Source organism: Lactobacillus acetotolerans DSM 20749 = JCM 3825 (assembly GCF_001436775.1).
Classification (GTDB): Bacteria; Bacillota; Bacilli; order Lactobacillales; family Lactobacillaceae; genus Lactobacillus; species Lactobacillus acetotolerans.
On record NZ_AYZC01000001.1, the window covers coordinates 45883 to 68717 of the forward strand.

Consider the following 22835-nt stretch of genomic DNA (forward strand, 5'->3'; position numbering starts at 1 on the left):
TTTAAAAAAATATATCTTATATTTTACTGCAATTAATCTTTAATATTAACCGTATCACCAAAAAGTTCCTTAGCCTTATCAATCACCTTAGAATCATCTTTAGGTTCTTTCTTTTCTTCCGGTTCTTCTTGAACTATATCTGATACTTTTTGCTTTTTCTTAGCCAAAAATTCTTTTTTATGGCTTTCAATAAATTCTTTCCTAACGGCTAACCAATCATCATCCGGCACTAATACAATATCATATTTATGCTTAGCAAACTTCTCAATCTCACTGGTTAACTTATTCATTAAATCGCTATCAGAACTGGCATTTTCAAACCAGAGGGTGTATTTACACTTCATGACCACTTGATCATGACTGGCAGCGACAGGCTCAAGTACATCTAACAAGGCGCGTTCAGAAACAGCTAGGCCTGATTGTAAGTCAGGCCAAACATTTTTAATCGTTTCAAGGTCTTTTTTAGTTGCGTTCGCAAGAACATGATAAACCTGTTTCCGATTTTGTTCATTAGTATGCTTGGTTCGCTTAACAACTTTCTTAGGTTTAACCTCGTTTTCTGCTTTTTCAGCACGAGTTTTCTTGTTTTTACTTGACTTAGCTGTATCCAAATGAAAGACCTGATTGCTTGAATTTGAGGGTGGCTCATTAGCAACATTAGCAACTTGCTGGGTTAAATCAACCACTTGCTTCTTTAACGCGGCAATTTCAGCCTGTAAATCAGAATCAGAGTTTACAGAAGTAGTTTTAACAGTTTCTTGCTTCACTGGCTTTTCATTAGAACTCGCTTCCACTAAAAATACTTCTAGGGGTATTTGCTGCTGGTTAGTGTAGCGCAAATCATTTAACGCATTATTTGCTAAAGTAATCAAATGAAAATAGCGCGTACTAGGAATATCCTTTATTTTTTGAACAAGTTCATCACTTATAAAACCACTTTCATCACTACCACCTGCTTTACTAATCATTAGAGCATTGGTAGCCATATCAATTAATTCATCTAAAATATTCTTAGAACTCGCGCCAGACCGCAGTTCCTTTTGTGTCTCTTTAAGAGCATTACCTGCATCTTTATTAAGCAAAGCAAGCAAGATTTTTTCAATATTTTCTTTAGCTGCAAAACCAGTTATTTGTAAGGCATCGTTATAATTAACGCTACCCTTTTCATAACTCAATAATTGATCCAGGATACTTAAGGCATCCCTCATCCCGCCATCAGCTACTTGAGCAATAACCGCAAGCGCCTTATCGTCATATTTGATTTTTTCTTGATCAAGAATATACTTCATTCTTTTTTCAAGATCAGCCTTGGAAATACGCTTAAAGTTATAACGTTGCGTCCTCGAAATAATCGTAGCGGGGACTTTTTGCAACTCCGTGGTCGCCAAAATAAAGACAACATGCTCTGGTGGTTCCTCTAAAGTTTTAAGTAAAGCATTGAAAGCACCAATCGATAGCATGTGGACTTCATCGATAATATAAACTTTGTACTTACCCTGAGTAGGAGCATATTTTGCCTTGTCTCGGATATCACGAATTTCATCAACGCCGTTATTAGAAGCGGCATCAATTTCGATAATATCAGGCATTGAGCCATTATCAGCAGCACGACAGTTTGCACACTTATTACATGGTTCACCATCTTGCAGATTAGTACAGTTTAAGGCTTTGGCAAAAATCTTTGCACACGAAGTTTTCCCTGTACCGCGTGGACCAGCAAATAAAAAGGCATGCGAAATAGTACCGCGTTTAATAGCATTCTTTAAGGTATCTGTAATATCTTTCTGACCAACAACACTATCAAAAGTACGTGGCCGCCATTTACGATATAACGCTTGATAAGCCATGAATTATCTTCCCTAGTAAAAAAACTCCTAACTCTTGGAAAGAGTTAAGAGTTTGTAAATGTCTAATAAAAGGCACATGCCTGGGCAACCTTAGTGCTGCTACCTTCCGGTCCTGACACAATTTGGAAGCCAAACATTGCCCACAAAACATAATAACGTATTTTACTCATTTTTACCACTATTTTGCCGCATTTGCTTAGCTAATTTTTGCTTTTTACGAATTGATTGGAAAAAGGTTTTTAGCATTTTGCTAGATTCATCCCGATATATTCCCCTAATCACATGAACATGGTGATTGAATTTCTTCACTGCAAATAAATCAACTACACTTCCAGCAGCTCCAGCCTTAGGATCAAGGGCACCATAATAGAGGTTAGCTATACGAGAATTAATAATTGCACCCGCACACATAGGGCATGGCTCTAAAGTTACAAATAAACTGCAATCAATTAACCGCCATGTGCCTAATTTTTTACATGCCTGGCGAATTGCGATCATTTCAGCATGCTGGCTTACATCTTGATCAAGTTCCCTACGATTATACCCTTTACCGATAATTTGACCTTGAGGATCAATCAATATCGCACCTATTGGCACTTCTCCTTGCTTCTGAGCTTTTTTTGCTTCTGCAAAGGCTAATTGCATGTATTTCTTTTTATCTTCACTAGATAAAGCCATGTATTCCTCTTACAAAATTACTTCTTTATTGCCTTTAAAATATAATATCCCTTATCCCGTTTGAGAATTGCACAATTCCCATAAGTTGACTTTAAAAGCTTGCGTGCACTAGGTTCACCCTACTTTTTCTGAATAACTGTTAACAATACCCCATTATTTACAAGGAAATTTTTAGCGTTAGCCAAAAATTGACTAACAACTTTTTTACCAGCCCGAATTGGTGGATTAGTTATAATTAAACCAAACTTTTTGTCTTCGTCTATTTTTGAATAAATATCTGAACTATAAATATGTACATTATCAACGTGATTTAACTCAGCATTTTCTCTAGCGAGTTGTAATCCCCTTTCGTTGACATCAACCATATCAACCATTTGCTTAGGCCAAAACTTAGCCGCAAATAAACCAATTGGGCCATAACCAGTGCCAACGTCAAGAATATTATTGGCAGGGAAAGTAACATCAGACATCGTTTTAATTAATACACCTGAACCATAATCTACCCGTAATTTAGAAAATACACCGGCGTCAGTATTAAATTTTAAATCAATTCCATTAACGTGATAATCAATGACGTGCTCATCATGTTCACTATCAGGATTACTTGCAAAGTACATTTGATTTTTTTCGACAGACATTAGTTCTCGCTTCTAAAAAATTATTTGATTATTTTTTACTTAAACTATCTTAAAGCTTATATATTAATGTTAACAAAATAAGAAAGGAAAAGACGAGCATTTGCAATTGCAAACACTCGCCTTTTTAAATAACTTGCCCAGTTGGGCTGTAACTACTTAAGGGTTACAGTAGCACCAACGTCTTCAAGCTTAGACTTAATGTCGTTAGCTTCGTCTTCTGAAACGCCTTCCTTGACGTTCTTAGGAGCAGCATCAACAAGGTCCTTTGAGTCCTTAAGGCCAAGGCCAGTGATATCACGAACAGCCTTAATAACCTTAACTTTTTCTTGACCTGATTCAGTCAATTCAACATCGAACGTTGACTTTTGAGCAGCTTGATCACCAGCACCTGCAGCAGCAACTGGGGCAGCAGCTGAAACGTCAAATTCATCTTCAATAGCCTTTACAAGGTCGTTTAATTCAAGAATTGAAGCACCTTTTAAGTCTTCAATGATCTTATCTTTATCTAAAGCCATTTAAGTATCCTCCGAAAAATTAGAATTTAGATATTAATTACAATATTTATTTTGTTGCATCCTTAGAATCTGAATCATCAGATTTTGAATCAGCAACAGCTTTAACAGCGTATGCAAAGTCACGAATAGGTGCTTGCAATACAGAAACAAGCATTGAAAGCAATCCATCGCGTCCCGGAATAGAAGCAAGTTCTTTGATTTCATCTTTAGAAGTCAACTTGCCTTCAAGCATACCACCTTTAATTTCCATGACATCGTAGTCATCTTCGTATTTAGAAACAATACGAGCAGGCTCAGTAATGTCATCGGCATCATCAGTGTAAACAACAGCGGTTGGACCAACGAAAGTATCGTCAAGGCCTTTAACGCCAGCTTTAGCAGCAGCACGCTTTAAGAAAGTATTCTTGATAACTCTCATCTTAACGTTGTTATCACGAAGTTCATCACGCATCTTGGTGACTTCCTCAACGGATAAGCCTAAGTAGTTAATCACTAAGATAGCCTTAGCATCCTTAAGTTCATCAGCAAATGCATCAACAAGCTTCTCTTTTTCAGCAATAGCAGTTTTACTCAATCGAATTCACCTCCATAATCAATTACATTGATAAATTCTATAAGGCCTAATAAAAAAGCTCCATGCCATAAGACATGGAGTTATAAAATCTTCATTATCTTCTGGCCTCGGCGGGATTTTGAGGTGTTATACCACCCGAGTCTTAGGTAGAATTTACTTTAACTAGTGTAACAGGCTATTTAACCTTATGCAAGTATCATTTTTTACAAAGCATCATTTGGATCAATTAATTCTGTTAATTTACCCGTAGTTTTATAAATTACCCAACTAGCAATGTTAACAATATGATCGGAAATTCTTTCTAGCAACCTGATAACCACGAAGTAACTAGAGGCAGCAACTGCAGTATCTGGATTCTTTTCTACTCCTTTAACGATTAACTTCCTAGCTTTAATGTAGTCAGAATAAATGCCGTTATGATTATTATCTACATCCCTAGCCATTTTTTTATCATCCTGAACGTAAGCTGTCAAAACTTTAATCAGCATGTGCCGAACATTATGAGTCATTTCAGAAATAGTATCTTCTACAGGTTCGATTCTAGCATTTCCTTTAACCCTAATAGTTTCTAGAGCAATACTTAAGGCATTTTCGCCAATTCGTTCAAGGTCAGTTACCGCCTTCAAAATACTAATAACAATCCTAAAATCAGTTGCTACTGGCTGCTGTAAGGCCATTAATTCCAGAGCTTTTTTTTGAATTCGTAACGATTCCTTGGGAACCTTTTCTTGGTCATCAACCATTGATTGGGCAGCTTTCTTATCATGATCAACAAAGGCTCTTGTAGCCTGATCAATTTGATCATTTACGTAAACACCCATCTCCATAAATTCTTCGTTTAATTTTTTTAATTCATCTAAAAATATTTCGTGCATTTTTTTACCTCAAACAACTTAACCAAAACGACCATTAAGATAATTACTAGTAACTTTATTCTTAGGTGAAATAAACATTTTTTCAGTTGGTCCCGTCTCAATCAAGTTACCATTCATCAAAAAAGCCACCTGATCCGCAACTCGGCTAGCCTGCTGCAAATTGTGTGTCACCATAATAAAAGTATATTTATGTTTTAAGCTCATTAGTGTTTTTTCAATTTCCATGCTAGAAATTGGATCGAGCGCACTAGTCGGCTCATCAAGCAAGACAACTTCTGGACGAATAGCTAAAGTTCGAGCGATACAAATTCTTTGCTGCTGACCACCAGAGAAAGCCTGTGCATTCCGTTTTAAATTATCTTTAGTTTCATCCCAAATTGCTGCTTGCTTAAGACTCTCTTCAACCCTTTGTTCAATCAACTTTTTATCTTTGACACCGGCAATTCGAAGACCATACGCAACGTTATCATAAACAGAAAAAGGAAACGGTGTTGGCTGCTGAAATACCATTCCTACATGTTTACGAAGTGCGACTAAATCCATTTTTGGACTGTAAATATCTTTCCCATTAAAACGAATATCACCAGAAATTTTTACACCAGTAATATCATCATTCATCCGGTTAAGACAACGTAAAAAAGTCGATTTACCACAGCCTGATGGTCCAATAAGAGCCGTTAATCTTTTCTCGGGAAAATCTAAGTCAATACCATGAAGCGCTTCAAAATTTCCGTAACTAAGTTTAACGTTTTTAGCCGTCATAATTTCTTTCATAAATATTTCCTTTAACCAAAACTACCTTGAATGTACTTTTCAGTAATTCTTCCTTTAGGATTAGTAAAGACATTACTTGTAACGTCATATTCTAATACATGTCCTAAATGGAAAAAGGCCGTATACTCACTAATTCTTGAAGCCTGCTGCATATTATGAGTAACCATCACCATTGTGTACCTACTACGTAACTGCTTTAATGTATCTTCCAATTTAGCAGTAGAAACAGGATCCAAAGCACTTGCTGGCTCATCTAAGAGCAATATCTCTGGCTTCAATGCAATTGCCCGTGCAATACAAAGACGCTGCTGCTGACCACCAGACAATGCAAGAGCACTTTTATCAAGTTTATCCTTTACTTCATCCCATAATGCGGCCGCACGCAAACTCTCTTCTACAATCTGATCTAGTTTTTGTTTATCTTTTTGTCCATCAGCTTTTAAAGTGTAAGTAATATTTTCTCGAATTGACTTTGGAAATGGATTAGGTTTTTGAAACACCATCCCAATATTTTTACGCAACTCATAAACATTGATGTTGGGCTTATTTACATCCAAGCCATGGAAAATAATATTGCCCTTAACCGTAGCTACCTTGTCATTCATTCTGTTTAAAGAACGCAGAAAAGTGGATTTCCCTGATCCCGAAGCACCAATTAAAGCCGTAATTGCATTCTTTTTAAAACCTAAACTAACATTAAAGAGCTTTTGAATTGTACCACCATACAAGACACTCAAATTTTTAGTTGAAAGTGCAAGCTCATCTGACGAGAAAGTCTTAATATAAGTCGGTTCTTTTTTTAAATCATCCATTATAGAATACCTTTATTTCGTATTTGAAGCTGTTAACTTGCGATAAAGCATATTGCCTAAAGCACGTGCACCAAAATTAAATATGATCACAACTATCACTAACAGGGCTGACGTAGCCGCTGAAACTATGGTTGCATCCGGTATAATACCTTCCGTATTTACTTTCCAAATATGAACAGCAAGGGTTTCAGCAGGACGCATTACGTTCAAAAAGCTAGTTGGGCTAAACGCGTTCCAGTTAGAATAATCAATTGTTGAACCACTTTGTCCTGCAGTATAAATAAGGGCAGCTGCTTCACCAAAAACTCTCCCGGCACTCAGTACAATACCAGTCAGAATACCTGGTAAGGCAGCAGGTAAAACAATTCCACGAATTGTCTTCCAGTTAGAAAGGCCCAATGCCTGACCAGCCTCACGTTGTGATTGCGGAACCCCCTCAAGGGCTTGCTCAATATTACTAGTAAGGATCGGCAAGTTGAAAAAAGTTAAGGCTAAGGCACCTGAGATAATCGAGAAGCCAAGATTAAACTGAATAACAAACAGCAAATAGCCAAACAAGCCCACCACAATTGAAGGCAATGAACTTAAGATTTCAATTGAAGTTCTAATTGTATTCGTAATCCAATTATCTTTAGCATATTCAGATAAATAAATTGCCGCTCCCAAGGCAATCGGTAAGGAAATTGCAATTGTTAGGATCAGTAAATAAACGGAATTAAAGAGCTGATCACGGACACCACCACCGGCTTGAAAAGAAGAGGCAGATGATGATAAAAAATGCCACGAAAGGTGAGGCAATCCTGTGATCAGGATCTCACCTAAAATTCCAGCTAAAATACAAATAACAATCGCTACAAAAATATAAATAAAAACAGTGGCAATTTTATCATTTCTTTTTGCATGCATTTTATTTCTTTCCTTTCTTTCCAATCAAATGTACTAAGAAGTTAAAGAGTAGTGACATTAGTAAAAGAAGCAAAGCCAATGACCACAAAGCGTTATTAGGCAAAGTCCCCATAACTGTGTTCCCCATTTGACTAGTTAATTGACTGGTTAAAGTTGCCGACGGACTAACCAAGTTATATGGCATAAGAACGGCATTACCAATCACCATTTGAACGGCTAGTGCCTCACCAAAGGCTCGAGCCATTCCAAAAATAATTGCTGTTAATATTCTTGATGTCGATGCACGTAAAATTACGTGGTAAATCGTTTGCCAGCGTGTTGCTCCCAATGCCGCTGAAGAATTTCTTAATTCAGTTGGCACAGCTTTCAAGGCATCAACGGTTAGCGAGGTAATGGTTGGCAAAACCATTACAAAGAGCACTAACGTTGCAGCTAAAATACCAAAGCCAGTACCACCAAAAACATTTCTAATAGTCGGAACAATAATTGTTAAGCCTAAGAAGCCATAAACAACAGAAGGAATACCTACCAACAATTCGGTTACTGATTGTAAAAACTTTGCACTTCTTTTGGATGAATATTCGGTCATAAATAGGGCAACTGCAATAGCAAAAGGTGCAGCAATCAACGCAGAAATTAAAGTAACCAAGAAAGAAGTTACAATCATGGCTAACGCGCCAACATGATTTTCGCCTTGAGTTGGATCCCAGTTAGTTGATGTTAAGAAATGAATAATATTAACATGGTCACTGAAGAAAGTCGCTAACCCATGCTCACCGACAAAGCCAATAATCGAAACAACTAACAAAATAATTAAAATAATTGCTAAAAAGGTTAAGCCTTTCCCCCAATATTCTTGGTGTGTTTCTTTTGAAGGCTTGGTCAACTTATCAATATCGACCGTGCTGGGCTTCATCTTATCTAATTTTACATGGGGAACTTTTTGCTCAGCTAGCGCCTGATTAACTACCTTTTTTAAATCATCATTTTTCTCACTCATAACTTATTTACCCAATTTCGTAACTTTATTATGACTATCACGTTTAACATGCATCTGGTTAACACTAAGATATCCTGTTTTTGGTATTAAGCCGGTTTGAATCTTTTTACTTAACATGTATTTAAGAAAAGAAGCTGTAGCCTTATTCGGTTTGCCTTTAGTGTACATATGCTCATAAGACCATAATTTCCATTTATTATCAGGGATATTTTTATTAGTTGGGTATACGTGATCAATACTTAACTTTTGAATATTGTTATCCGTAGCGTATGGAAAAGAAATGTAAGAAATTGTTCCTGGGGTCGAATTAACAATTTTCTTAACGGTACCGTTAGAATCTTGCTCTTGCGACTTAACTGCTTGTTTACCCCTTAAAACTAAATCTTCAAAAGTAGCTCTGGTACCACTACCTTTAGAACGATTAATTACGATGATGGCACCTTTTTTACCACCAACTTGTTGCCAATTAGTAATTTTACCGGTGAAAATTTCTTGTAACTGTTTAATAGACAAATTTTTCACACCGACACCTTTATTAACAATAGGAACTACCCCAACTACTGCAACCAAATAATCTTTAAGCAGGTGGGCGTTAATGCCTTTTTGTGTATCTGCGAAAACATCGGAAGAGCCAATTTGAACCGCACCAGCTTGTATCTGACTCAGGCCAGTACCGGAACCGCCTCCTTGGACAACTATATTACTACCAGAATGAGACAGTCGATAATCATTCCCCGCTTGTTCTGCCAAGGGTTGAAGTGCACTAGAACCTACAATTGTAATTTTAGAACTATTATTATTGGCACATCCCGTTAAAAAAGTCACTATAAACAAAAACAGAATGGTCAATTTTTCTAACAGATGTTTATGCATAATCGTTCCCCTTTAGCTATTATTAAATTATCAAACTAATTTCATTACCAAATTAAGCCTTTTCATTTTGAAATTAATTAATTATACCATCAAAAAAAGCACCTTGCTATACGCAAAGTGCTTTTTTACATTTAATTAATTTTAAACTACTTTAAGTTTAGTGGATCCAACTTAATCCCAGGACCAAAAGTTGCAGCAACTGCAACACTTTCAATATATTGGCCCTTAGCTGATGCAGGACGCGCACGTAAGATGACGTCACGTAAAGCATCAAAATTTTGTACCAATTGCTCATCAGTAAAGGATACCTTACCGATAGCGGCATGAATAGCTGCTTGACGATCAACCCGGTATTCAACTTGACCGGCCTTAACGTTCTTAACAGCCTTTTCAATATCCATAGTTACAGTACCAGTCTTAGGGTTTGGCATCAAACCTTTAGGCCCAAGAATACGACCTAAACGACCAACCTTAGCCATCATCATTGGTGTAGCAATAACAACGTCAAAGTCCAAATAACCATTTTGAATCTTTTGTACTAAGTCATCTGAACCAACTTCGTCAGCACCAGCTGCTTTGGCTTGATCAGCTTGAGCACCTTCAGCAAAGACAATAACCTTTTGGGTCTTACCTGTACCGTTTGGTAAAACAAGTGAACCACGAATTTGTTGGTCAGCTTGCTTGGGGTCAACACTCAAATTATATGAAACTTCAACTGAAGCATCAAAGTTTGCATATGAAGTTTCCTTAACAAGTTTCATAGCATCTGCTACAGAGTACAATTTCTTTGGATCTACTTTTTTAGCAGCTTCTAAATATTTCTTACCATGCTTTGGCATGTGATTTCCTCCTTAATATGTGGTCAAACGAGCTTCTCTATAGCTCTCCCACCTAAATTGTTATAAATAACAGGATTAGTCTTCGACTTCGATACCCATGCTTCTAGCAGTACCTTCAACCATACGCATAGCTCCGTCGACATCGGCAGCATTAAGATCCTTCATTTTAGTTTGGGCAATTTCCTTAACTTGGTCCTTGGTAACCTTACCAACTTTCTTGGTATTAGGTTCACCAGAAGCCTTCTTGATCTTAGCAGCTTTCTTTAAAAGAACTGGAGCTGGTGGAGTCTTAGTAACGAAATCGAACGAACGATCTTCATATACTGTAATGACTACAGGAATAATCATGCCTTTTTGATCAGCGGTTCTAGCATTGAAGTCTTTAGTAAAGCCTACAATGTTAATACCAGCTTGACCCAAAGCAGGACCAACTGGGGGTGCAGGTGTTGCAGCACCGGCTGGAATTTGTAATTTGACTACGTTAATAACTTTCTTTGCCACGGTCAAAACCTCCTTGATTCCGTGATGTGGTTAAAATGGAGAGGTAACTTACTTCTCCTCCCACACTAATAAAAGTACTGTTGTATCTTATCATCGTTTGATGATAATTTCAATATTTACTTATTCGTATTTTTAATTTATTTTCTTTACCTGATCATAATCAAGTTCTGTTGTAGTAGCTCTACCAAACATGTCAACAGAAACAAATAACTTGTATTTATCTGGTTGAACTTCGGTAACTTTGCCTACAACACCATTAAAGGCGCCATCAATAATGGTAACCTGTTCACCAACTTTAAAGCTAGTGGTCGGCCGCTTAGCTGGTTCACCCTGTTGACGTAAAAGTCGATTAATCTCTTCGTCGAGAAGTGGGGCTGGTTTAGAACCACCGCCATGAGAACCAACAAAGCCGGTAACGTTAGGCGTATTACGAGCGACAAACCAACTTTCATCGGTCATTACCATTTCAACTAAAACATAACCGGGGAAGATTTTCTCCTCAACGTCTTGTTTCTTACCACGAACTTTTTCAACCTTTTCTTGTTCAGGTACCATGACACGAAAGATGTAATCTTGCATCCCCATACTTTGCGCACGTGATAATAAATCTGATTTAACCTTATCTTCATAACCGGAATAAGTGTGTAAAACGTACCATTTCTTTTTAGTTGTTTCGACCATTTTTCAAATATATCTCCTTAAATTTTGGCAAACAAAAAAGCCTCCATGCAGAGGTCTTTTATGATCATTTAAATTATACCACGTAAAAATAATTATTTCTATTACATAACCATTTGGGTCAAGCTGGTAAATACCCAGTCAAGTGCACCCAAATATACGGCAAACAAGATTGAAGTTACGATAACTGTTATCGTATCACGACGATTTTGTTTAGGAGTTGGCCATGTTACTAATTTCATTTCATGAACAACACTTTTGAAAAACTTAATCATTTACTTCCTACCTCGTTTCCTTATGTAAAGTCATTTTACCGCAATGCTTACAAAATTTTCTTAATTCTAGTCGCTGAGTGCGATTCTTACTTGCCGTGATTGAGTAGTTACGAGAGCCACATACACTGCAGGCCAAAGCTGCCTTTTTCACTGCCATAATCTCACTTCCAAACCCCTATATTTTAGCAAATTTTTTTTACTTAAGCAATTCATTTTATAACCTTTAATATCGTATCGTCAATAACTTTTAATTATTGAAAGCAATTAAAACAAAATGTTTTATAATTGGAAATATAAAATCTATAATAATCTCATAATTAATAAGGAAGTTCATATGAACAAGCATCCAGATTATTTATTAAATAAGATTTCTGGTCCAAAAGATCTCAAGAAATTGAGTATCCCAGAAATGGAAAAATTAGCAAAAGAAATTAGAACTTTAATCTTAGAAAAAGACGCAGCAAAAGGTGGTCACCTTGGCCCAGACTTGGGTATTGTGGAAGCTACAATTGCTTACCATTACGTGTTTGATGCACCAAAAGATAAGATTGTTTGGGACGTTTCACACCAAACTTATCCACACAAGATGTTAACCGGCCGTGCACAAGCATGGCTTGATCCTAACCACTACGATGACGTCACGCCATTTACCAATCCCGATGAAAGTCCCTACGACTACTTCGCTATTGGTCACACCTCAACTTCTGTTGCCTTAGCAACTGGAATGGCTAGGGCACGTGACTTGATGGGTGGTCATGAAAATATTACGGCTTTAATTGGTGATGGTTCAATGACCGGTGGTCTTGCCTATGAAGGCTTCAACAACGCCGCAATTGAAAAGCATAATTTAGTTATTGTTGTAAATGATAACCAGTGGTCTATCGATAAAAACGTTGGTGGTTTAGTCACTGCACTTAAAAAGCTCCGTGATTCTAACGGTGAAGCTGCAGAAAACCCATTTAAGGCTATGGGCTTTGATTATCGCTACGTTGCAGATGGCAATAATATTCAAGATATGATTAATGCGTTTAAGGCAGTTAAAGATGTTGATCATCCTATTCTTTTACACATTAATACCCTTAAAGGAAAGGGTTATAGCCCAGCTCTTAAAGATGAAGAGTTCCACCACTGGGTAATTCCGTTTGACCTAAAGACTGACAAACCACTCACACCAGAGAAAAAGCCAAATCCTAATACTGTAGCTACTGACGTAATTAAGGAACAAATCAAGGCTGGTAACAAGATAATCGCAATTAATGCTGCTATTCCAAGCAACTTTGATTTAGATGAAATTAAAGATAAGTACCCAGATCATTACAAAGACGTTGGTATCGCTGAACAAGAATCGGTCGCTTTTGCCACGGGCTTTGCAAAAGAAGGCGGAACTCCTGTCTTATTTGAAAATTCCAGCTTCTTACAGCGTGCCTTTGACCAATTATCACACGATACAGCTGCTAACGATTTACCAGTAGTTATGATGGTCGGTGCCGGTGGTATTTCAAGTGAATCTAAGACCCACTTGGGTATGTTTGACCAAGTACTGATTTCTAACTTGCCAAACTGGATCTACTTAGCTCCAACTAACTTAGCTGAAGAAAAAGCTATGATGCATTGGGCAATCGAACAAAGAAAGCATCCAGTAGCAATCAAGATGCCGATCAACGATGTACCTGAAGGCGACGATAATAAAGTCATCAAAGATTATTCCAACATTCAATACCAAGTTAAGCCTGGTAAAGATGTCGCTGTCCTTGCTTTAGGTGACTTCTATCAATTAGGAGCAAAGGTAGCAAGTAAATTAAATGCCACCCTCGTAAATCCTGTCTCTGCTAATATTCTTGATAAAGATACCTTAGATAAATTAGCAGCCAACCACAAAGTAATTATCACCCTTGAAGATGACGCACTTGATGGTGGATACGGTGAGAAGGTAGCATCATATCTTGGCAATAAAGGTGTTAAGGTACTTAACTATGGTCAAAAACGTGTTTACACTGACCAAACGCCACTCAAAGAGATTTATAAGCAAAATCATTTAACAGTTGACCAGATTGTTGCTGATGTAAAAGCACTTTAAAGTAAATATAATTTAAACAAAAAGTAGCTATATTCAAATTAATGAATATAGCTGCTCTTTATTTTTGCCTTTTTTGAAAAGCAGCTATTTTAGCATAACTCTTTTCTAGGTCTTGTCCTATTTCACAATAAAGCGGAAAAAGATTTTGATAAAGCTCAGCTTCCTCTTGATCCGGAAAATAAGTCTTATCTTCTTTAATTAAATTTTTTATCTTCTCCCGGTTCTCAGTAAAACCCAATTCTTGCCTTGCTAAGAGCATCGCCGCCATCGTTCCGCTCTGATCGTTTTTCATAGTTACAACCGGAATAGCAAATATGTTAGCAATCATTTGGCGAACAAAGTTACTACGGACAAATCCACCGGTAATACGCAATTCTTTCGGCTTACCTACACTTGCAGTCAACAAATGCGCCGCAGCCCGTAAATTAAAAATAATGCCTTCTAGAACACTACGAGCCATATAAGCTTTAGTATGTTTTCGGGTTAGGCCAACAAAAGACCCGCGAGCGTTTGAATCCCAAATCGGTGCTCGTTCTCCACCAAGATAAGGATGAAAAAGTAACCCGTCACTACCGGCCGGAGCAGTTTGTGCTAAGTCTAAAAAATTTTTGGCGGTAGCCTGCGGGCCTAAAAGCATTTTCTTGGCCCATTCAAAGATAATGCCACCATTATTCACGGGGCCCCCTAATAAATAATTATTTTTAGAAGACGGGTAGCAGAAAAAACGAGCCTTTTTATCCAGTAATACCTTTTTACTAAACATTCTGACTGCCCCAGATGTGCCTATGTTCAGAGCAAATTCGTTTTTATCAACAGCACCAACCCCAACTGTAGATAAATAACCATCACTAGCACCAGCAATGACTTTGACATCTGCAGGCAAGTCTAACTTATGCACATACTCATCCTTCATTTTGCCAATAACAGCAGTTGGTTGAACTAATTGTGGAAAATTTCTATCTTTCAATCCAAGCTGATTTAATATAATTTGATCCCAAGCAAGTTTTTTTAAGGAAAATAAACCCGTACCAGCGGCCATTGTTATGTCTTCTTTAAATTCTCCGGTCAAGCGATAAAGTAAATAAGTTTTAATATCTACCCATTTATCCACCTGTGTAAACAATTCTGGCTTATTTTCTTTTAACCAAGCCAACTTATACACAGGGGCCATTGGATGAACGGGCATCCCTGTCTGCTGATAAATTTTAAGAGCCAGGCCAGATTCTTTATCCCGCAAAACAATATCCTTTGCCCGATTATCTGCCCAAGTAATACTATTAGTTAACAGCTCACCATTTTTATCAAGTCCGATTAAGCTATGCATCTGACTTGACCAAGAAATAGCTATAACCTTACCCTTAACCATTTTGGATAATTTAAAGATAATCGTTTGAACCGCAGCAAAAATCAAACGTGGATCTTCTTCTGCTTGGTCCTCTTTAAGTTGAATTAAAGGATAGCCCTTCTTCAATTCAGCTTTTTTCTTACCATTTATATCATATACGGTACCCTTAGTAGCAGTCGTACCAACGTCTAGTCCGATAATATAATTCATTCGCTCATACCTATTTCTTCATTAACAAACCAAAATAAAAACAGCTACCAAAAAGTAGCTGTTTTTATTAGTGGTCATAACTTTAAACGTGGCCACCATGCGTAAGACATTGTTATTAGTTAGATTTACTTCTTAAGATTGTCGTTAACAAAGGCTTCGATCTTATCGTCATCGTCCTTTAAGAACGGAAGCATATCTTGCTCAGTCTTCATGGTATCTCTACCATTCTTTTCCATGAAGTAGTCCCAAAGGGCATCTCTAACTGGTACGTTTGAGTCGCTCCAGTCAAATACTTCTTTCATATGACGGTCTAATAATGCAGTCTTAAAAATTTTACCTTTTTCTTCTGCCATCTTAAATTACCTCCTAAAATTATTCTACAAATTAAATTATACCGCAAATTTAAATTTGCTTCTACAAAAAGGTTAATTAAACAATACTTTTCGTAATTTTTGAAGAACTCTCGACCTTGCTCTAAGTAAAGCCATACGGTCTATCTTCAGTCTTTTCACAATTTTTTCTTGATCTGCTTCTCCCAAAATAGTTAGTAAAGCACTAATTTCTAAAGCAGATAAACTATTAAGGAATTCAGTATAGGTCTCACTAATCGGCACTTCTAAACAACAACCAGTCGGTTGCTCAATACATTCGGTATTATTTTCAATCAAAGCTTCCAAAGAAATAGATTCCTTAAAAGCCCGTCTTCTATATGCCAAATCATACCTAACCAAAGTCCTGGCATGGTTATTGAGACGCTTCTTAAAATAGCTACCAAACTTTCCCCTCTTATGCGAATATACAATCGCAGATTTATAACACACGATCATTGCATCCTGCTCCCAATCCTGATGATCATAGTGCCGTAAGAAATAATTCTTTTCCACAGCATTAATCATTGGGCGGTAGTAATAACATAACTCCTGCAAGGCATCATCATCTTCATGACAAATCCTTGCAATCAGATCAGCTTCTATTTTTTCGGTTAATTCAGATACTTTCATTTCTATCCCTACTCCCTTTACTGAGTAAGAATATAGAAGTACTGAGTGCAAAAATAGCGAATCCATGTTCATATAAACATAAATAATCTTTTGTAAGCACTTAAATGACAATAAAGAAGGTATGTACTATTTTAATGGATTTCTGCTATTCATCATTTGATAAAGTAAAATACCGGTCGCAACACTCGCATTTAAAGATTGAACGTGTCCAACCATTGGTAAAGTAAGGGTTTGATCCATCTGTTCTTTAAGAAGATGAGAAATCCCTTTGCCCTCATTACCAATAACAAGCACGGTTTTACCATTGGCATTCCAACGGCGATAATCCGTACCCTTCATATCTGTGCCAAAAATCCAATAACCCCGTTTCTTCAACAATTTGGTCGTTTGAACTAGGTTATTAACACGGGCAACCGGAACATAATCGATAGCACCAGTAGACGTTTTAGCTACTACAGACGTTAAGCCCGTAGCGTGCCTTTTAGGAATAATAATGGCATTAACTCCCGTTGCATCAGCGGAACGCAAAATTGAGCCTAAATTATGGGGATCCTCAATTGAATCAAGCATAAGTAAAAAGGCATCTTTATCATTTTTTTCAAATTGATCAAGCAAAGCATTTAGATCAGCATATTCAAAACTAGAAATTGCTAAAACCAAGCCCTGGTGGTTTTGTCCCTGAACCAGTCGATCTAACTTATTTTTAGGAACTGTTTGTACAACCAAACTTTTCTTTTTAGCTAAGGCATACACTTGATTAGCAAAGTTTTCTTGAATGCCATGCTGTAAAAACACCTTATTAATCCGGTCCGCATTCTGCGTCCGCAAAAAATCTAAGCCACTATGTCTACCAAATACAAAATCCTTATCATTCGAAGTCATATTTACTTGTGCCACCATCTTCCACAGTCTTAATACACCACTTGCTAAGATCCGCTACGCGTTCATTTTTGCCTAATAAGTCTAGATAGCCCCAAACAGCTTCAAAACCAGTTGAAAGCTGGTAAGTCCTTAAAGTAGTATTCTTAGCCTTTGTGTGACTCTTAGAATTACGGCCACGACGAAAAATCGTTAATTCATCTTCAGTTAAACGATTTTCATCTTGGAGCTGGGTAATTAACGCTGCTTGAGCTTTAGCAGAAACATAGTGTGTTGCCTCACGTTGCAAAACTTGTGGCCTCACAATGCCACCTTTTACCAAATGCCGCCGAATAAACACTTCATAAACAGCATCCCCTAAATAAGCTAGAGTCTGTCCACTTAAAACGTTAGGATCAAAATTTTTTTCAGTTAATTTTTTAATTTTCGTCACGAGTCCACCTTGTCCCCTGTGGGGTATCTTGGATGGTAATACCCATCCTCTTTAAACGATCACGGATTTGATCACTGGCTGCCCAGTTTTTATTCTTACGAGCTTCATCACGCATCTTTATTAAAGTATTTATCTTTTCATTATCTGGAGAGGTTACTTTAGCGGTTAACTTTTTAGTATCAATTCCAAAGATACTGAGCCAGGAATTCAATAATTCCTTAAAGTGTTTCAATTCACCCTTATCTACTTTGCTAAGATTAGCATTAGCATTAACAACGGGCAAAACATCATAAATTGCGGTTAAGGCATTTTGAACATTGAAATCGTCGTCCATCGCTGCTTCAAAATGCTTTTGTGTTTCTTGAACGGCCTGTTTTAATTCTGCAGAAGCAGCACTTTCGGTATCATCCGCCAGACGGTAGTCAATGCTGGTCAATGTGTTTTTAAAACGGTTCAAAATAATTTCAGCCTGTTTTAAATTTTCCTCAGAATAATTAATTTGTCTTCTATACTGAACACTTGCCATAAAGAAACGTAAGACCTGTGGATCAACCCTTTTTAAAATATCATGGACAGTTACGAAATTATGAAGCGACTTGGACATCTTTTCTTGGTCTTTACCCACAGTGACAAAACCATTATGCATCCAGTAATTAACAAATTTTTTGCCGGTTGCTGCCTCACTTTGAGCAATTTCATTTTCATGGTGAGGAAATTCCAAATCCTGGCCACCACCATGAATATCGATCGTATCGCCTAAGTACTTGGTAGACATAACTGAACATTCAATATGCCAACCAGGGCGGCCTTTCCCCCATGGTGACTCCCATGCAATTTCATCTGGTTCTTTCTGAGCCTTCCATAGGGCGAAGTCGATCGGATCTTCCTTACGTTGCTGTTCCTCATCATTAATATGTTTTGAGGCACCTTCTTCAAGTTGGGCAATATTTTGATCGCTCAGTTCACCATAATGAGCAAATTTCTTAGCACGATAATACACGTCACCATCGACTTCATAAGCATAGCCCTTATCGATCAACTTTTGAATAAAAGTGATAATAGATTTAATTTCATGGGTAGCACGGGGATGTAAGGTTGCCTTTTCTACATTTAAAGCATTAGTGTCTTCTAAATAGGCCTTAATAAAACGATCCGCCAACTTTGGAACAGTCGTCCCTTCTGCTCGGGCCTCATTAATCATCTTGTCATCAACATCAGTAAAGTTAGAAACATACTTAACCTTATAGCCTTTATATTCAAAGTAACGGCGAATAGTATCAAAAGCTATAACACTTCTAGCATTTCCAATGTGGATATAGTTATACACAGTTGGACCACAGACATACATTGTAATTTGTCCGGGATGAATTGCTTTAAATTTTTCTTTTTTTCGCGTTAAAGTATTGTAAATCTTCACGAGTGTTTCCTTATCCCTTCTTAAAAATAGCTATTTTTATTTTAACAGAACTATAAAAAAGAAGCTGCGATTAATCGCAGCTTCTTTAACTTTTACTAATTAAAGGCCATTATCCTTCATTTGTTTCAAAGTTAAGTCTAGATGAGTTTTAACCCGTTTCTTACCTAAAAGTTCCATGGCTTCCCCAATACCAGGACCTACCATCGATCTTGTGGTAGCAATTCTAATTGGCATAAATAACTTTCTACCCTTAATGCCAGTCACATGACGAGTAGCATTAATTGCCTTCATAATCTGGACAGAGGTAAAACGCGGAATAAGATCAATTTGTTTCTTAAATTCCTCAATTACCGGACGAGCATCATCTTTACGAATTTCATCAATTTCCTTATCAGATAAATCTTTAGGATCTTCAAAGAAAATTTTTGCCAAATCAATAATTTGTTTGGTATAAGACATCTGAACAGAATAAATGTTAACCAATTGTCTTACCCATTCCATCTTTTCTGGACTAGGATTTTTATCTACTAAACCAGCTTCTTGCAAATTATTTAAAGCTAAGTCTAATAAGGTATCCCTATTGGTTTTCTTAATGTACTGGTTGTTAATCCATTCCAGTTTTTTCTGGTCAAAAGCAGCCGGAGACTTAGATAAACGTTTAGGATCAAACTGCTTGATCAATTGCCGCTTATTAAAAATTTCGTTTTCACCAACCGGTGACCAGCCAAGCAAAGCAATAAAGTTAAACATAGCATCTGGTAAATAACCCATGTCACGGTACTGTTCAATAAATTGCAGAACAGATTCATCACGCTTAGATAATTTCTTACCAGTCTTGGCATTAATAATCAGAGTCATATGACCAAACTTAGGCGGTTTCCAACCCAGTGCTTCATAAACAACTAATTGTTTAGGAGTGTTAGAAACATGGTCATCCCCACGAAGGACGTGGGTGATCTTCATTAGGTGGTCATCAACTACAACTGCAAAGTTATAAGTTGGCATCCCGTCACGTTTTTGAATGACAAAGTCGCCACCAATAGTATCAGATTCGAAACTCAAATGTCCCTTAACAATATCATCCCATTCATATGTTTCCATTTCAGGAATATGAATCCGGACAACAGGCTTCAATCCCTTAGCTTGAGCTTTAGCTTGGGTTTCTTTGATTTCATCAGCTGTCATACCTTCATATTCATAGGTATAATGTGGTGCAACACCCATAGCACGTTGTTCCTCACGCTGAGCTTCAAGTTCTTCCTCAGTCTTATAGGAATAATATGCTTTGCCTTCAGCAACCAATTGCTTGATATATTTGTTATAAATAGCTTTTCTATCTGATTGCCGATAAGGACCGTAGTCGCCGCCTTTATCAGGGCCTTCATCCCAATCAATACCTAGCCAATGAAGGTTATCCATCTGAGATTTAGAACCGCCCTTAACGTTACGTTTTTGGTCGGTGTCTTCGATTCTTAAGACAAGGGTACCCTTATTATGACGAGCGAATAAATAGTTAAAAAGTGCTGTACGTGCATTACCAATGTGCAAGTGACCAGTTGGACTCGGTGCATATCTTACACGGATTTTTTCTTTAGCCAAAATTCATGCCTCTTTCAAAAATAGTAAATTCAAACAGTTTTAGTTTACGCGTAATACAGGAAAAGTTCAATTTTCTGTTAACCAAAAACAAGCTTTAAAGCTTGCGGGATACTCGAAACGGGAACAACTTCAATTTCCAAATCTTTTAATCCCTTATACATATTGTGACGAGGAATAAAGATCCGTTTAAACCCAACCTTAGCTGCCTCATTAACTCGCGCCTGAATTTTATTTACCCGCCGAACTTCTCCGGTTAAACCAACTTCGCCTACAAAACAATCTGTAGCACTTATTTCTTTGTTAGTATAACTCGATGCCACAGACATCGTTATAGCTAGATCAATCGCTGGTTCGTTTAATTTAATACCACCGGTCGCGGTAAGATATACATCCTGATTTTGCAACATAAGGTTGCCCCTTTTTTCAAGTACCGCTAAAAGAAGGGCGGCTCGATTATAATCAATACCTGATGTAGTCCTCTTAGCATAGCCAAACGCTGTTGGTGTGACTAGCGCCTGAATTTCAGCTAACAGAGGTCGTGTTCCTTCAAGTGAAACCACAACGGATGAACCTGTCGAACGCGGTAAACGTTCGTCAAGAAAGATTGACGAAGGATTAGTAACTTCTTTTAAGCCCTCATTTTCCATCTCAAACATCCCAATTTCATTAGCAGCACCAAAACGATTTTTTACAGAGTGTAAGATTCGATAGGAGTGGTGTTTATCTCCTTCAAAGTAAAGAACGGTATCCACCATATGCTCCATGATTTTTGGCCCAGCAATTGCTCCCTCTTTAGTAACATGGCCAATAACAAAAATAGTAATTGCGTCCATTTTAGCAATTTTCATCAACTCACTGGTTACTTCCCGAACCTGTGAAGCTGAGCCAGTCATTGTATCTAAACTTGGCTCATTCATGGTCTGAATAGAATCAATTACAACGAAATCAGGCTGTACATCATTAATTTGCTCACGAATATCGTGCATATCTGTTTCTGGATATAAAAGCATATCACTAGCGCCTAAGCCTAAACGATTGGCACGCAGCTTAATCTGACTAGCTGATTCCTCTCCAGAAACATAAAGAACTTTATATTTTTTAGATAGATCACTCATGATTTGTAACATCAAAGTAGATTTACCTATTCCAGGATCCCCACCGATTAATACAAGTGAGCCGGGTACAATACCACCACCTAAAACACGGTTCAATTCTTCAGATTTAGTGGCTATCCGGTCGTCTTTTTCCGCTTTAACTTTATCTAACTTAACAGGCTCATTTATACCTGTTTTCTTAATCAACCGACTGGGGCTGGCCTTGGCAGAACGCTTTTGAACTTCTTCCGTTTCCTTTTCAAATTGATTCCAGGCGCCACAATTAGGACAGCGCCCTAAATAACTTGCAGAAATATAACCACAAGAACGGCACTTATATTTGGTTTTTATACGGGCCATTTAATCCTTCCCCTCATCATCATTGGTGGATCCAAAACCACTAACTCGTTTACGGCTAACCGGTTGATCATCATCGGTCTTTAAGTACTTCATAAAAATTCCCTGGGCAATCCTATCACCCTTATGAATCCGCATAGGACGGACACCATAATTAATTATTTGAACAGAAATTTCGCCTTCATTATTAGGGTTATTGTAATAATCAGAATCAATTACCCCGATTCCATTAGGTAAAATTAAATTCTTTTTAAAGGTATTCGAAGAACGATTAGCCAAAAGCAACACTTCATCGTCTGGCATATATGCTTTAACTCCCGTCGGGATCAAAAATGGCTTAAGAATTTGATCAGCTAATTCATAATCTCTTTCATATAACTGGTGGCCATTTCGAATTAACCTAAAAATCCGTACAAAGTTTAAACGCCAAATACTTGGAATAACAACATCCTTAGCAGCCTCAAAATCATAACCTGCACTTGCAATAGTTTGTCTCTTCGGTAAATTGATATTATTATTTTTATATTTAGAAACTATTTCAAAACCACGTGTTTTAACCATTTTTAACTCCTTTTAAGTTACTAGGTATTTATTTTACAATAGTTTTCGGGGCTTATTGCATTTAAAGTCTTCTATAA

At 37.3% G+C, this 22835-nt stretch carries 25 protein-coding genes, 1 other RNA gene, 1 pseudogene and 1 other annotated feature; of the genes and pseudogenes, 1 reads left to right on the plus strand and 26 read right to left on the minus strand.

Annotated elements, in window-relative coordinates:
- Positions 1-32: 32 nt before the first annotated feature.
- The 17 genes and pseudogenes from dnaX to rpmG all read right to left on the minus strand — a co-directional run bounded on the left by dnaX (position 33) and on the right by rpmG (position 11942).
- On the minus strand, positions 33-1847 hold the full coding sequence (gene dnaX, locus FC77_RS00255; RefSeq protein ID WP_056969450.1) for a DNA polymerase III subunit gamma/tau: 1815 nt from the start codon (positions 1845-1847) through the stop codon (positions 33-35).
- Between the two features lie 53 nt (positions 1848-1900).
- An RNA gene (ffs, locus tag FC77_RS07820) (signal recognition particle sRNA small type) lies at positions 1901-2000 on the minus strand.
- A gap of 9 nt (positions 2001-2009) precedes the next feature.
- Positions 2010-2525, minus strand: a complete 516-nt coding sequence (gene tadA, locus FC77_RS00260) for a tRNA adenosine(34) deaminase TadA (RefSeq protein ID WP_056969452.1) — start codon at positions 2523-2525, stop codon at positions 2010-2012.
- Positions 2526-2542: 17 nt separating this feature from the next.
- A pseudogene (locus FC77_RS00265) lies at positions 2543-3163 on the minus strand (class I SAM-dependent methyltransferase).
- Positions 3164-3315: 152 nt separating this feature from the next.
- On the minus strand, positions 3316-3678 hold the full coding sequence (gene rplL / locus FC77_RS00270) for a 50S ribosomal protein L7/L12 (RefSeq protein WP_054681166.1): 363 nt from the start codon (positions 3676-3678) through the stop codon (positions 3316-3318).
- Between the two features lie 46 nt (positions 3679-3724).
- On the minus strand, positions 3725-4252 hold the full coding sequence (gene rplJ, locus FC77_RS00275) for a 50S ribosomal protein L10 (RefSeq protein WP_054681167.1): 528 nt from the start codon (positions 4250-4252) through the stop codon (positions 3725-3727).
- A 42-nt stretch (positions 4253-4294) separates the two neighbouring features.
- Positions 4295-4417, minus strand: a sequence feature (ribosomal protein L10 leader region).
- A 38-nt stretch (positions 4418-4455) separates the two neighbouring features.
- Positions 4456-5127 carry a phosphate signaling complex protein PhoU gene (gene phoU, locus FC77_RS00280; protein ID WP_056969454.1) on the minus strand — a complete coding sequence of 224 codons (672 nt, stop codon included), beginning with the start codon at positions 5125-5127 and terminating at the stop codon, positions 4456-4458.
- Positions 5128-5145: 18 nt separating this feature from the next.
- Positions 5146-5901 (minus strand): phosphate ABC transporter ATP-binding protein PstB, encoded by a 756-nt coding sequence (gene pstB, locus FC77_RS00285; RefSeq protein WP_056969456.1) that lies wholly within the window; start codon positions 5899-5901, stop codon positions 5146-5148.
- A gap of 11 nt (positions 5902-5912) precedes the next feature.
- Positions 5913-6713 (minus strand): phosphate ABC transporter ATP-binding protein PstB, encoded by an 801-nt coding sequence (pstB, locus tag FC77_RS00290; RefSeq protein WP_056969458.1) that lies wholly within the window; start codon positions 6711-6713, stop codon positions 5913-5915.
- 12 nt (positions 6714-6725) lie between these two features.
- Positions 6726-7619, minus strand: coding sequence for a phosphate ABC transporter permease PstA (gene pstA / locus FC77_RS00295; protein ID WP_056969459.1), 894 nt, complete (start codon positions 7617-7619; stop codon positions 6726-6728).
- 1 nt (position 7620) lies between these two features.
- The gene (gene pstC, locus FC77_RS00300) at positions 7621-8619 is read right to left on the minus strand and encodes a phosphate ABC transporter permease subunit PstC (RefSeq protein WP_056969461.1); all 999 of its coding nucleotides are present in this window, start codon (positions 8617-8619) and stop codon (positions 7621-7623) included.
- 3 nt (positions 8620-8622) lie between these two features.
- Positions 8623-9492, minus strand: a complete 870-nt coding sequence (locus FC77_RS00305) for a phosphate ABC transporter substrate-binding protein (protein ID WP_056969463.1) — start codon at positions 9490-9492, stop codon at positions 8623-8625.
- A 146-nt stretch (positions 9493-9638) separates the two neighbouring features.
- Positions 9639-10331 carry a 50S ribosomal protein L1 gene (gene rplA / locus FC77_RS00310; RefSeq protein ID WP_056969465.1) on the minus strand — a complete coding sequence of 231 codons (693 nt, stop codon included), beginning with the start codon at positions 10329-10331 and terminating at the stop codon, positions 9639-9641.
- Positions 10332-10406: 75 nt separating this feature from the next.
- Complete coding sequence (gene rplK / locus FC77_RS00315; RefSeq protein WP_054681171.1) at positions 10407-10832, minus strand: 50S ribosomal protein L11; 426 nt, start codon at positions 10830-10832, stop codon at positions 10407-10409.
- 132 nt (positions 10833-10964) lie between these two features.
- Positions 10965-11513 (minus strand): transcription termination/antitermination protein NusG, encoded by a 549-nt coding sequence (gene nusG / locus FC77_RS00320; RefSeq protein ID WP_054681173.1) that lies wholly within the window; start codon positions 11511-11513, stop codon positions 10965-10967.
- 101 nt (positions 11514-11614) lie between these two features.
- A complete protein-coding gene (gene secE / locus FC77_RS00325) occupies positions 11615-11785 on the minus strand; it encodes a preprotein translocase subunit SecE (protein ID WP_054681174.1) in 171 nt (56 codons plus the stop codon).
- Positions 11786-11792: 7 nt separating this feature from the next.
- The gene (gene rpmG / locus FC77_RS07825; protein WP_082137161.1) at positions 11793-11942 is read right to left on the minus strand and encodes a 50S ribosomal protein L33; all 150 of its coding nucleotides are present in this window, start codon (positions 11940-11942) and stop codon (positions 11793-11795) included.
- Positions 11943-12119: 177 nt separating this feature from the next.
- On the opposite strand from rpmG, the gene FC77_RS00330 reads away from it, so the two are divergent.
- The gene (locus FC77_RS00330; protein ID WP_054681175.1) at positions 12120-13862 is read left to right on the plus strand and encodes a 1-deoxy-D-xylulose-5-phosphate synthase; all 1743 of its coding nucleotides are present in this window, start codon (positions 12120-12122) and stop codon (positions 13860-13862) included.
- A 58-nt stretch (positions 13863-13920) separates the two neighbouring features.
- Here the strand turns inward: FC77_RS00330 and FC77_RS00335 are convergent, their stop codons facing one another.
- From FC77_RS00335 to FC77_RS00375, 9 genes are all read right to left on the minus strand, one after another.
- A complete protein-coding gene (locus FC77_RS00335) occupies positions 13921-15417 on the minus strand; it encodes a gluconokinase (protein WP_056969468.1) in 1497 nt (498 codons plus the stop codon).
- A 125-nt stretch (positions 15418-15542) separates the two neighbouring features.
- On the minus strand, positions 15543-15770 hold the full coding sequence (locus FC77_RS00340; RefSeq protein ID WP_054681176.1) for a P8 family protein: 228 nt from the start codon (positions 15768-15770) through the stop codon (positions 15543-15545).
- A gap of 72 nt (positions 15771-15842) precedes the next feature.
- Positions 15843-16418, minus strand: coding sequence for a sigma-70 RNA polymerase sigma factor region 4 domain-containing protein (locus tag FC77_RS00345; RefSeq protein ID WP_056969470.1), 576 nt, complete (start codon positions 16416-16418; stop codon positions 15843-15845).
- 126 nt (positions 16419-16544) lie between these two features.
- Positions 16545-17300, minus strand: coding sequence for a 23S rRNA (guanosine(2251)-2'-O)-methyltransferase RlmB (gene rlmB / locus FC77_RS00350; protein WP_056969472.1), 756 nt, complete (start codon positions 17298-17300; stop codon positions 16545-16547).
- Positions 17287-17730 (minus strand): Mini-ribonuclease 3, encoded by a 444-nt coding sequence (locus FC77_RS00355; protein ID WP_056969474.1) that lies wholly within the window; start codon positions 17728-17730, stop codon positions 17287-17289. Before FC77_RS00355 ends, rlmB begins: the two co-directional genes overlap by 14 nt.
- Positions 17717-19147 (minus strand): cysteine--tRNA ligase, encoded by a 1431-nt coding sequence (gene cysS / locus FC77_RS00360; protein WP_056969477.1) that lies wholly within the window; start codon positions 19145-19147, stop codon positions 17717-17719. The genes FC77_RS00355 and cysS overlap by 14 nt, the downstream gene beginning before the upstream one ends.
- A gap of 99 nt (positions 19148-19246) precedes the next feature.
- Entirely contained in the window at positions 19247-20746 is a 1500-nt protein-coding gene (gltX, locus tag FC77_RS00365) for a glutamate--tRNA ligase (protein WP_056969479.1), read from the minus strand.
- 77 nt (positions 20747-20823) lie between these two features.
- Positions 20824-22200: a DNA repair protein RadA gene (gene radA, locus FC77_RS00370; protein ID WP_056969481.1), complete on the minus strand. Its 1377-nt coding sequence runs from the start codon at positions 22198-22200 to the stop codon at positions 20824-20826.
- On the minus strand, positions 22201-22758 hold the full coding sequence (locus tag FC77_RS00375) for a dCTP deaminase/dUTPase family protein (RefSeq protein ID WP_056969483.1): 558 nt from the start codon (positions 22756-22758) through the stop codon (positions 22201-22203).
- Positions 22759-22835 lie beyond the last annotated feature (77 nt).

Bases quoted from the DNA above. Each gene is read 5' to 3' on its own strand.
- pstB (WP_056969458.1), bottom strand. From the start codon at position 6,713: ATGGATGATTTAAAAAAAGAACCGACTTATATTAAGACTTTCTCGTCA.
- secE (WP_054681174.1), bottom strand. From the start codon at position 11,785: ATGATTAAGTTTTTCAAAAGTGTTGTTCATGAAATGAAATTAGTAACA.
- nusG (WP_054681173.1), bottom strand. From the start codon at position 11,513: ATGGTCGAAACAACTAAAAAGAAATGGTACGTTTTACACACTTATTCC.
- FC77_RS00345 (WP_056969470.1), bottom strand. From the start codon at position 16,418: ATGAAAGTATCTGAATTAACCGAAAAAATAGAAGCTGATCTGATTGCA.
- FC77_RS00340 (WP_054681176.1), bottom strand. From the start codon at position 15,770: ATGGCAGAAGAAAAAGGTAAAATTTTTAAGACTGCATTATTAGACCGT.
- rplL (WP_054681166.1), bottom strand. From the start codon at position 3,678: ATGGCTTTAGATAAAGATAAGATCATTGAAGACTTAAAAGGTGCTTCA.
- phoU (WP_056969454.1), bottom strand. From the start codon at position 5,127: ATGCACGAAATATTTTTAGATGAATTAAAAAAATTAAACGAAGAATTT.
- tadA (WP_056969452.1), bottom strand. From the start codon at position 2,525: ATGGCTTTATCTAGTGAAGATAAAAAGAAATACATGCAATTAGCCTTT.
- rlmB (WP_056969472.1), bottom strand. From the start codon at position 17,300: ATGACTTCGAATGATAAGGATTTTGTATTTGGTAGACATAGTGGCTTA.
- pstA (WP_056969459.1), bottom strand. From the start codon at position 7,619: ATGCATGCAAAAAGAAATGATAAAATTGCCACTGTTTTTATTTATATT.
- FC77_RS00335 (WP_056969468.1), bottom strand. From the start codon at position 15,417: ATGAATTATATTATCGGACTAGACGTTGGTACGACTGCTACTAAGGGT.
- radA (WP_056969481.1), bottom strand. From the start codon at position 22,200: ATGGCCCGTATAAAAACCAAATATAAGTGCCGTTCTTGTGGTTATATT.
- FC77_RS00375 (WP_056969483.1), bottom strand. From the start codon at position 22,758: ATGGTTAAAACACGTGGTTTTGAAATAGTTTCTAAATATAAAAATAAT.
- rplA (WP_056969465.1), bottom strand. From the start codon at position 10,331: ATGCCAAAGCATGGTAAGAAATATTTAGAAGCTGCTAAAAAAGTAGAT.
- pstC (WP_056969461.1), bottom strand. From the start codon at position 8,619: ATGAGTGAGAAAAATGATGATTTAAAAAAGGTAGTTAATCAGGCGCTA.
- FC77_RS00305 (WP_056969463.1), bottom strand. From the start codon at position 9,492: ATGCATAAACATCTGTTAGAAAAATTGACCATTCTGTTTTTGTTTATA.
- FC77_RS00330 (WP_054681175.1), top strand. From the start codon at position 12,120: ATGAACAAGCATCCAGATTATTTATTAAATAAGATTTCTGGTCCAAAA.
- dnaX (WP_056969450.1), bottom strand. From the start codon at position 1,847: ATGGCTTATCAAGCGTTATATCGTAAATGGCGGCCACGTACTTTTGAT.
- rpmG (WP_082137161.1), bottom strand. From the start codon at position 11,942: ATGGCAGTGAAAAAGGCAGCTTTGGCCTGCAGTGTATGTGGCTCTCGT.
- pstB (WP_056969456.1), bottom strand. From the start codon at position 5,901: ATGAAAGAAATTATGACGGCTAAAAACGTTAAACTTAGTTACGGAAAT.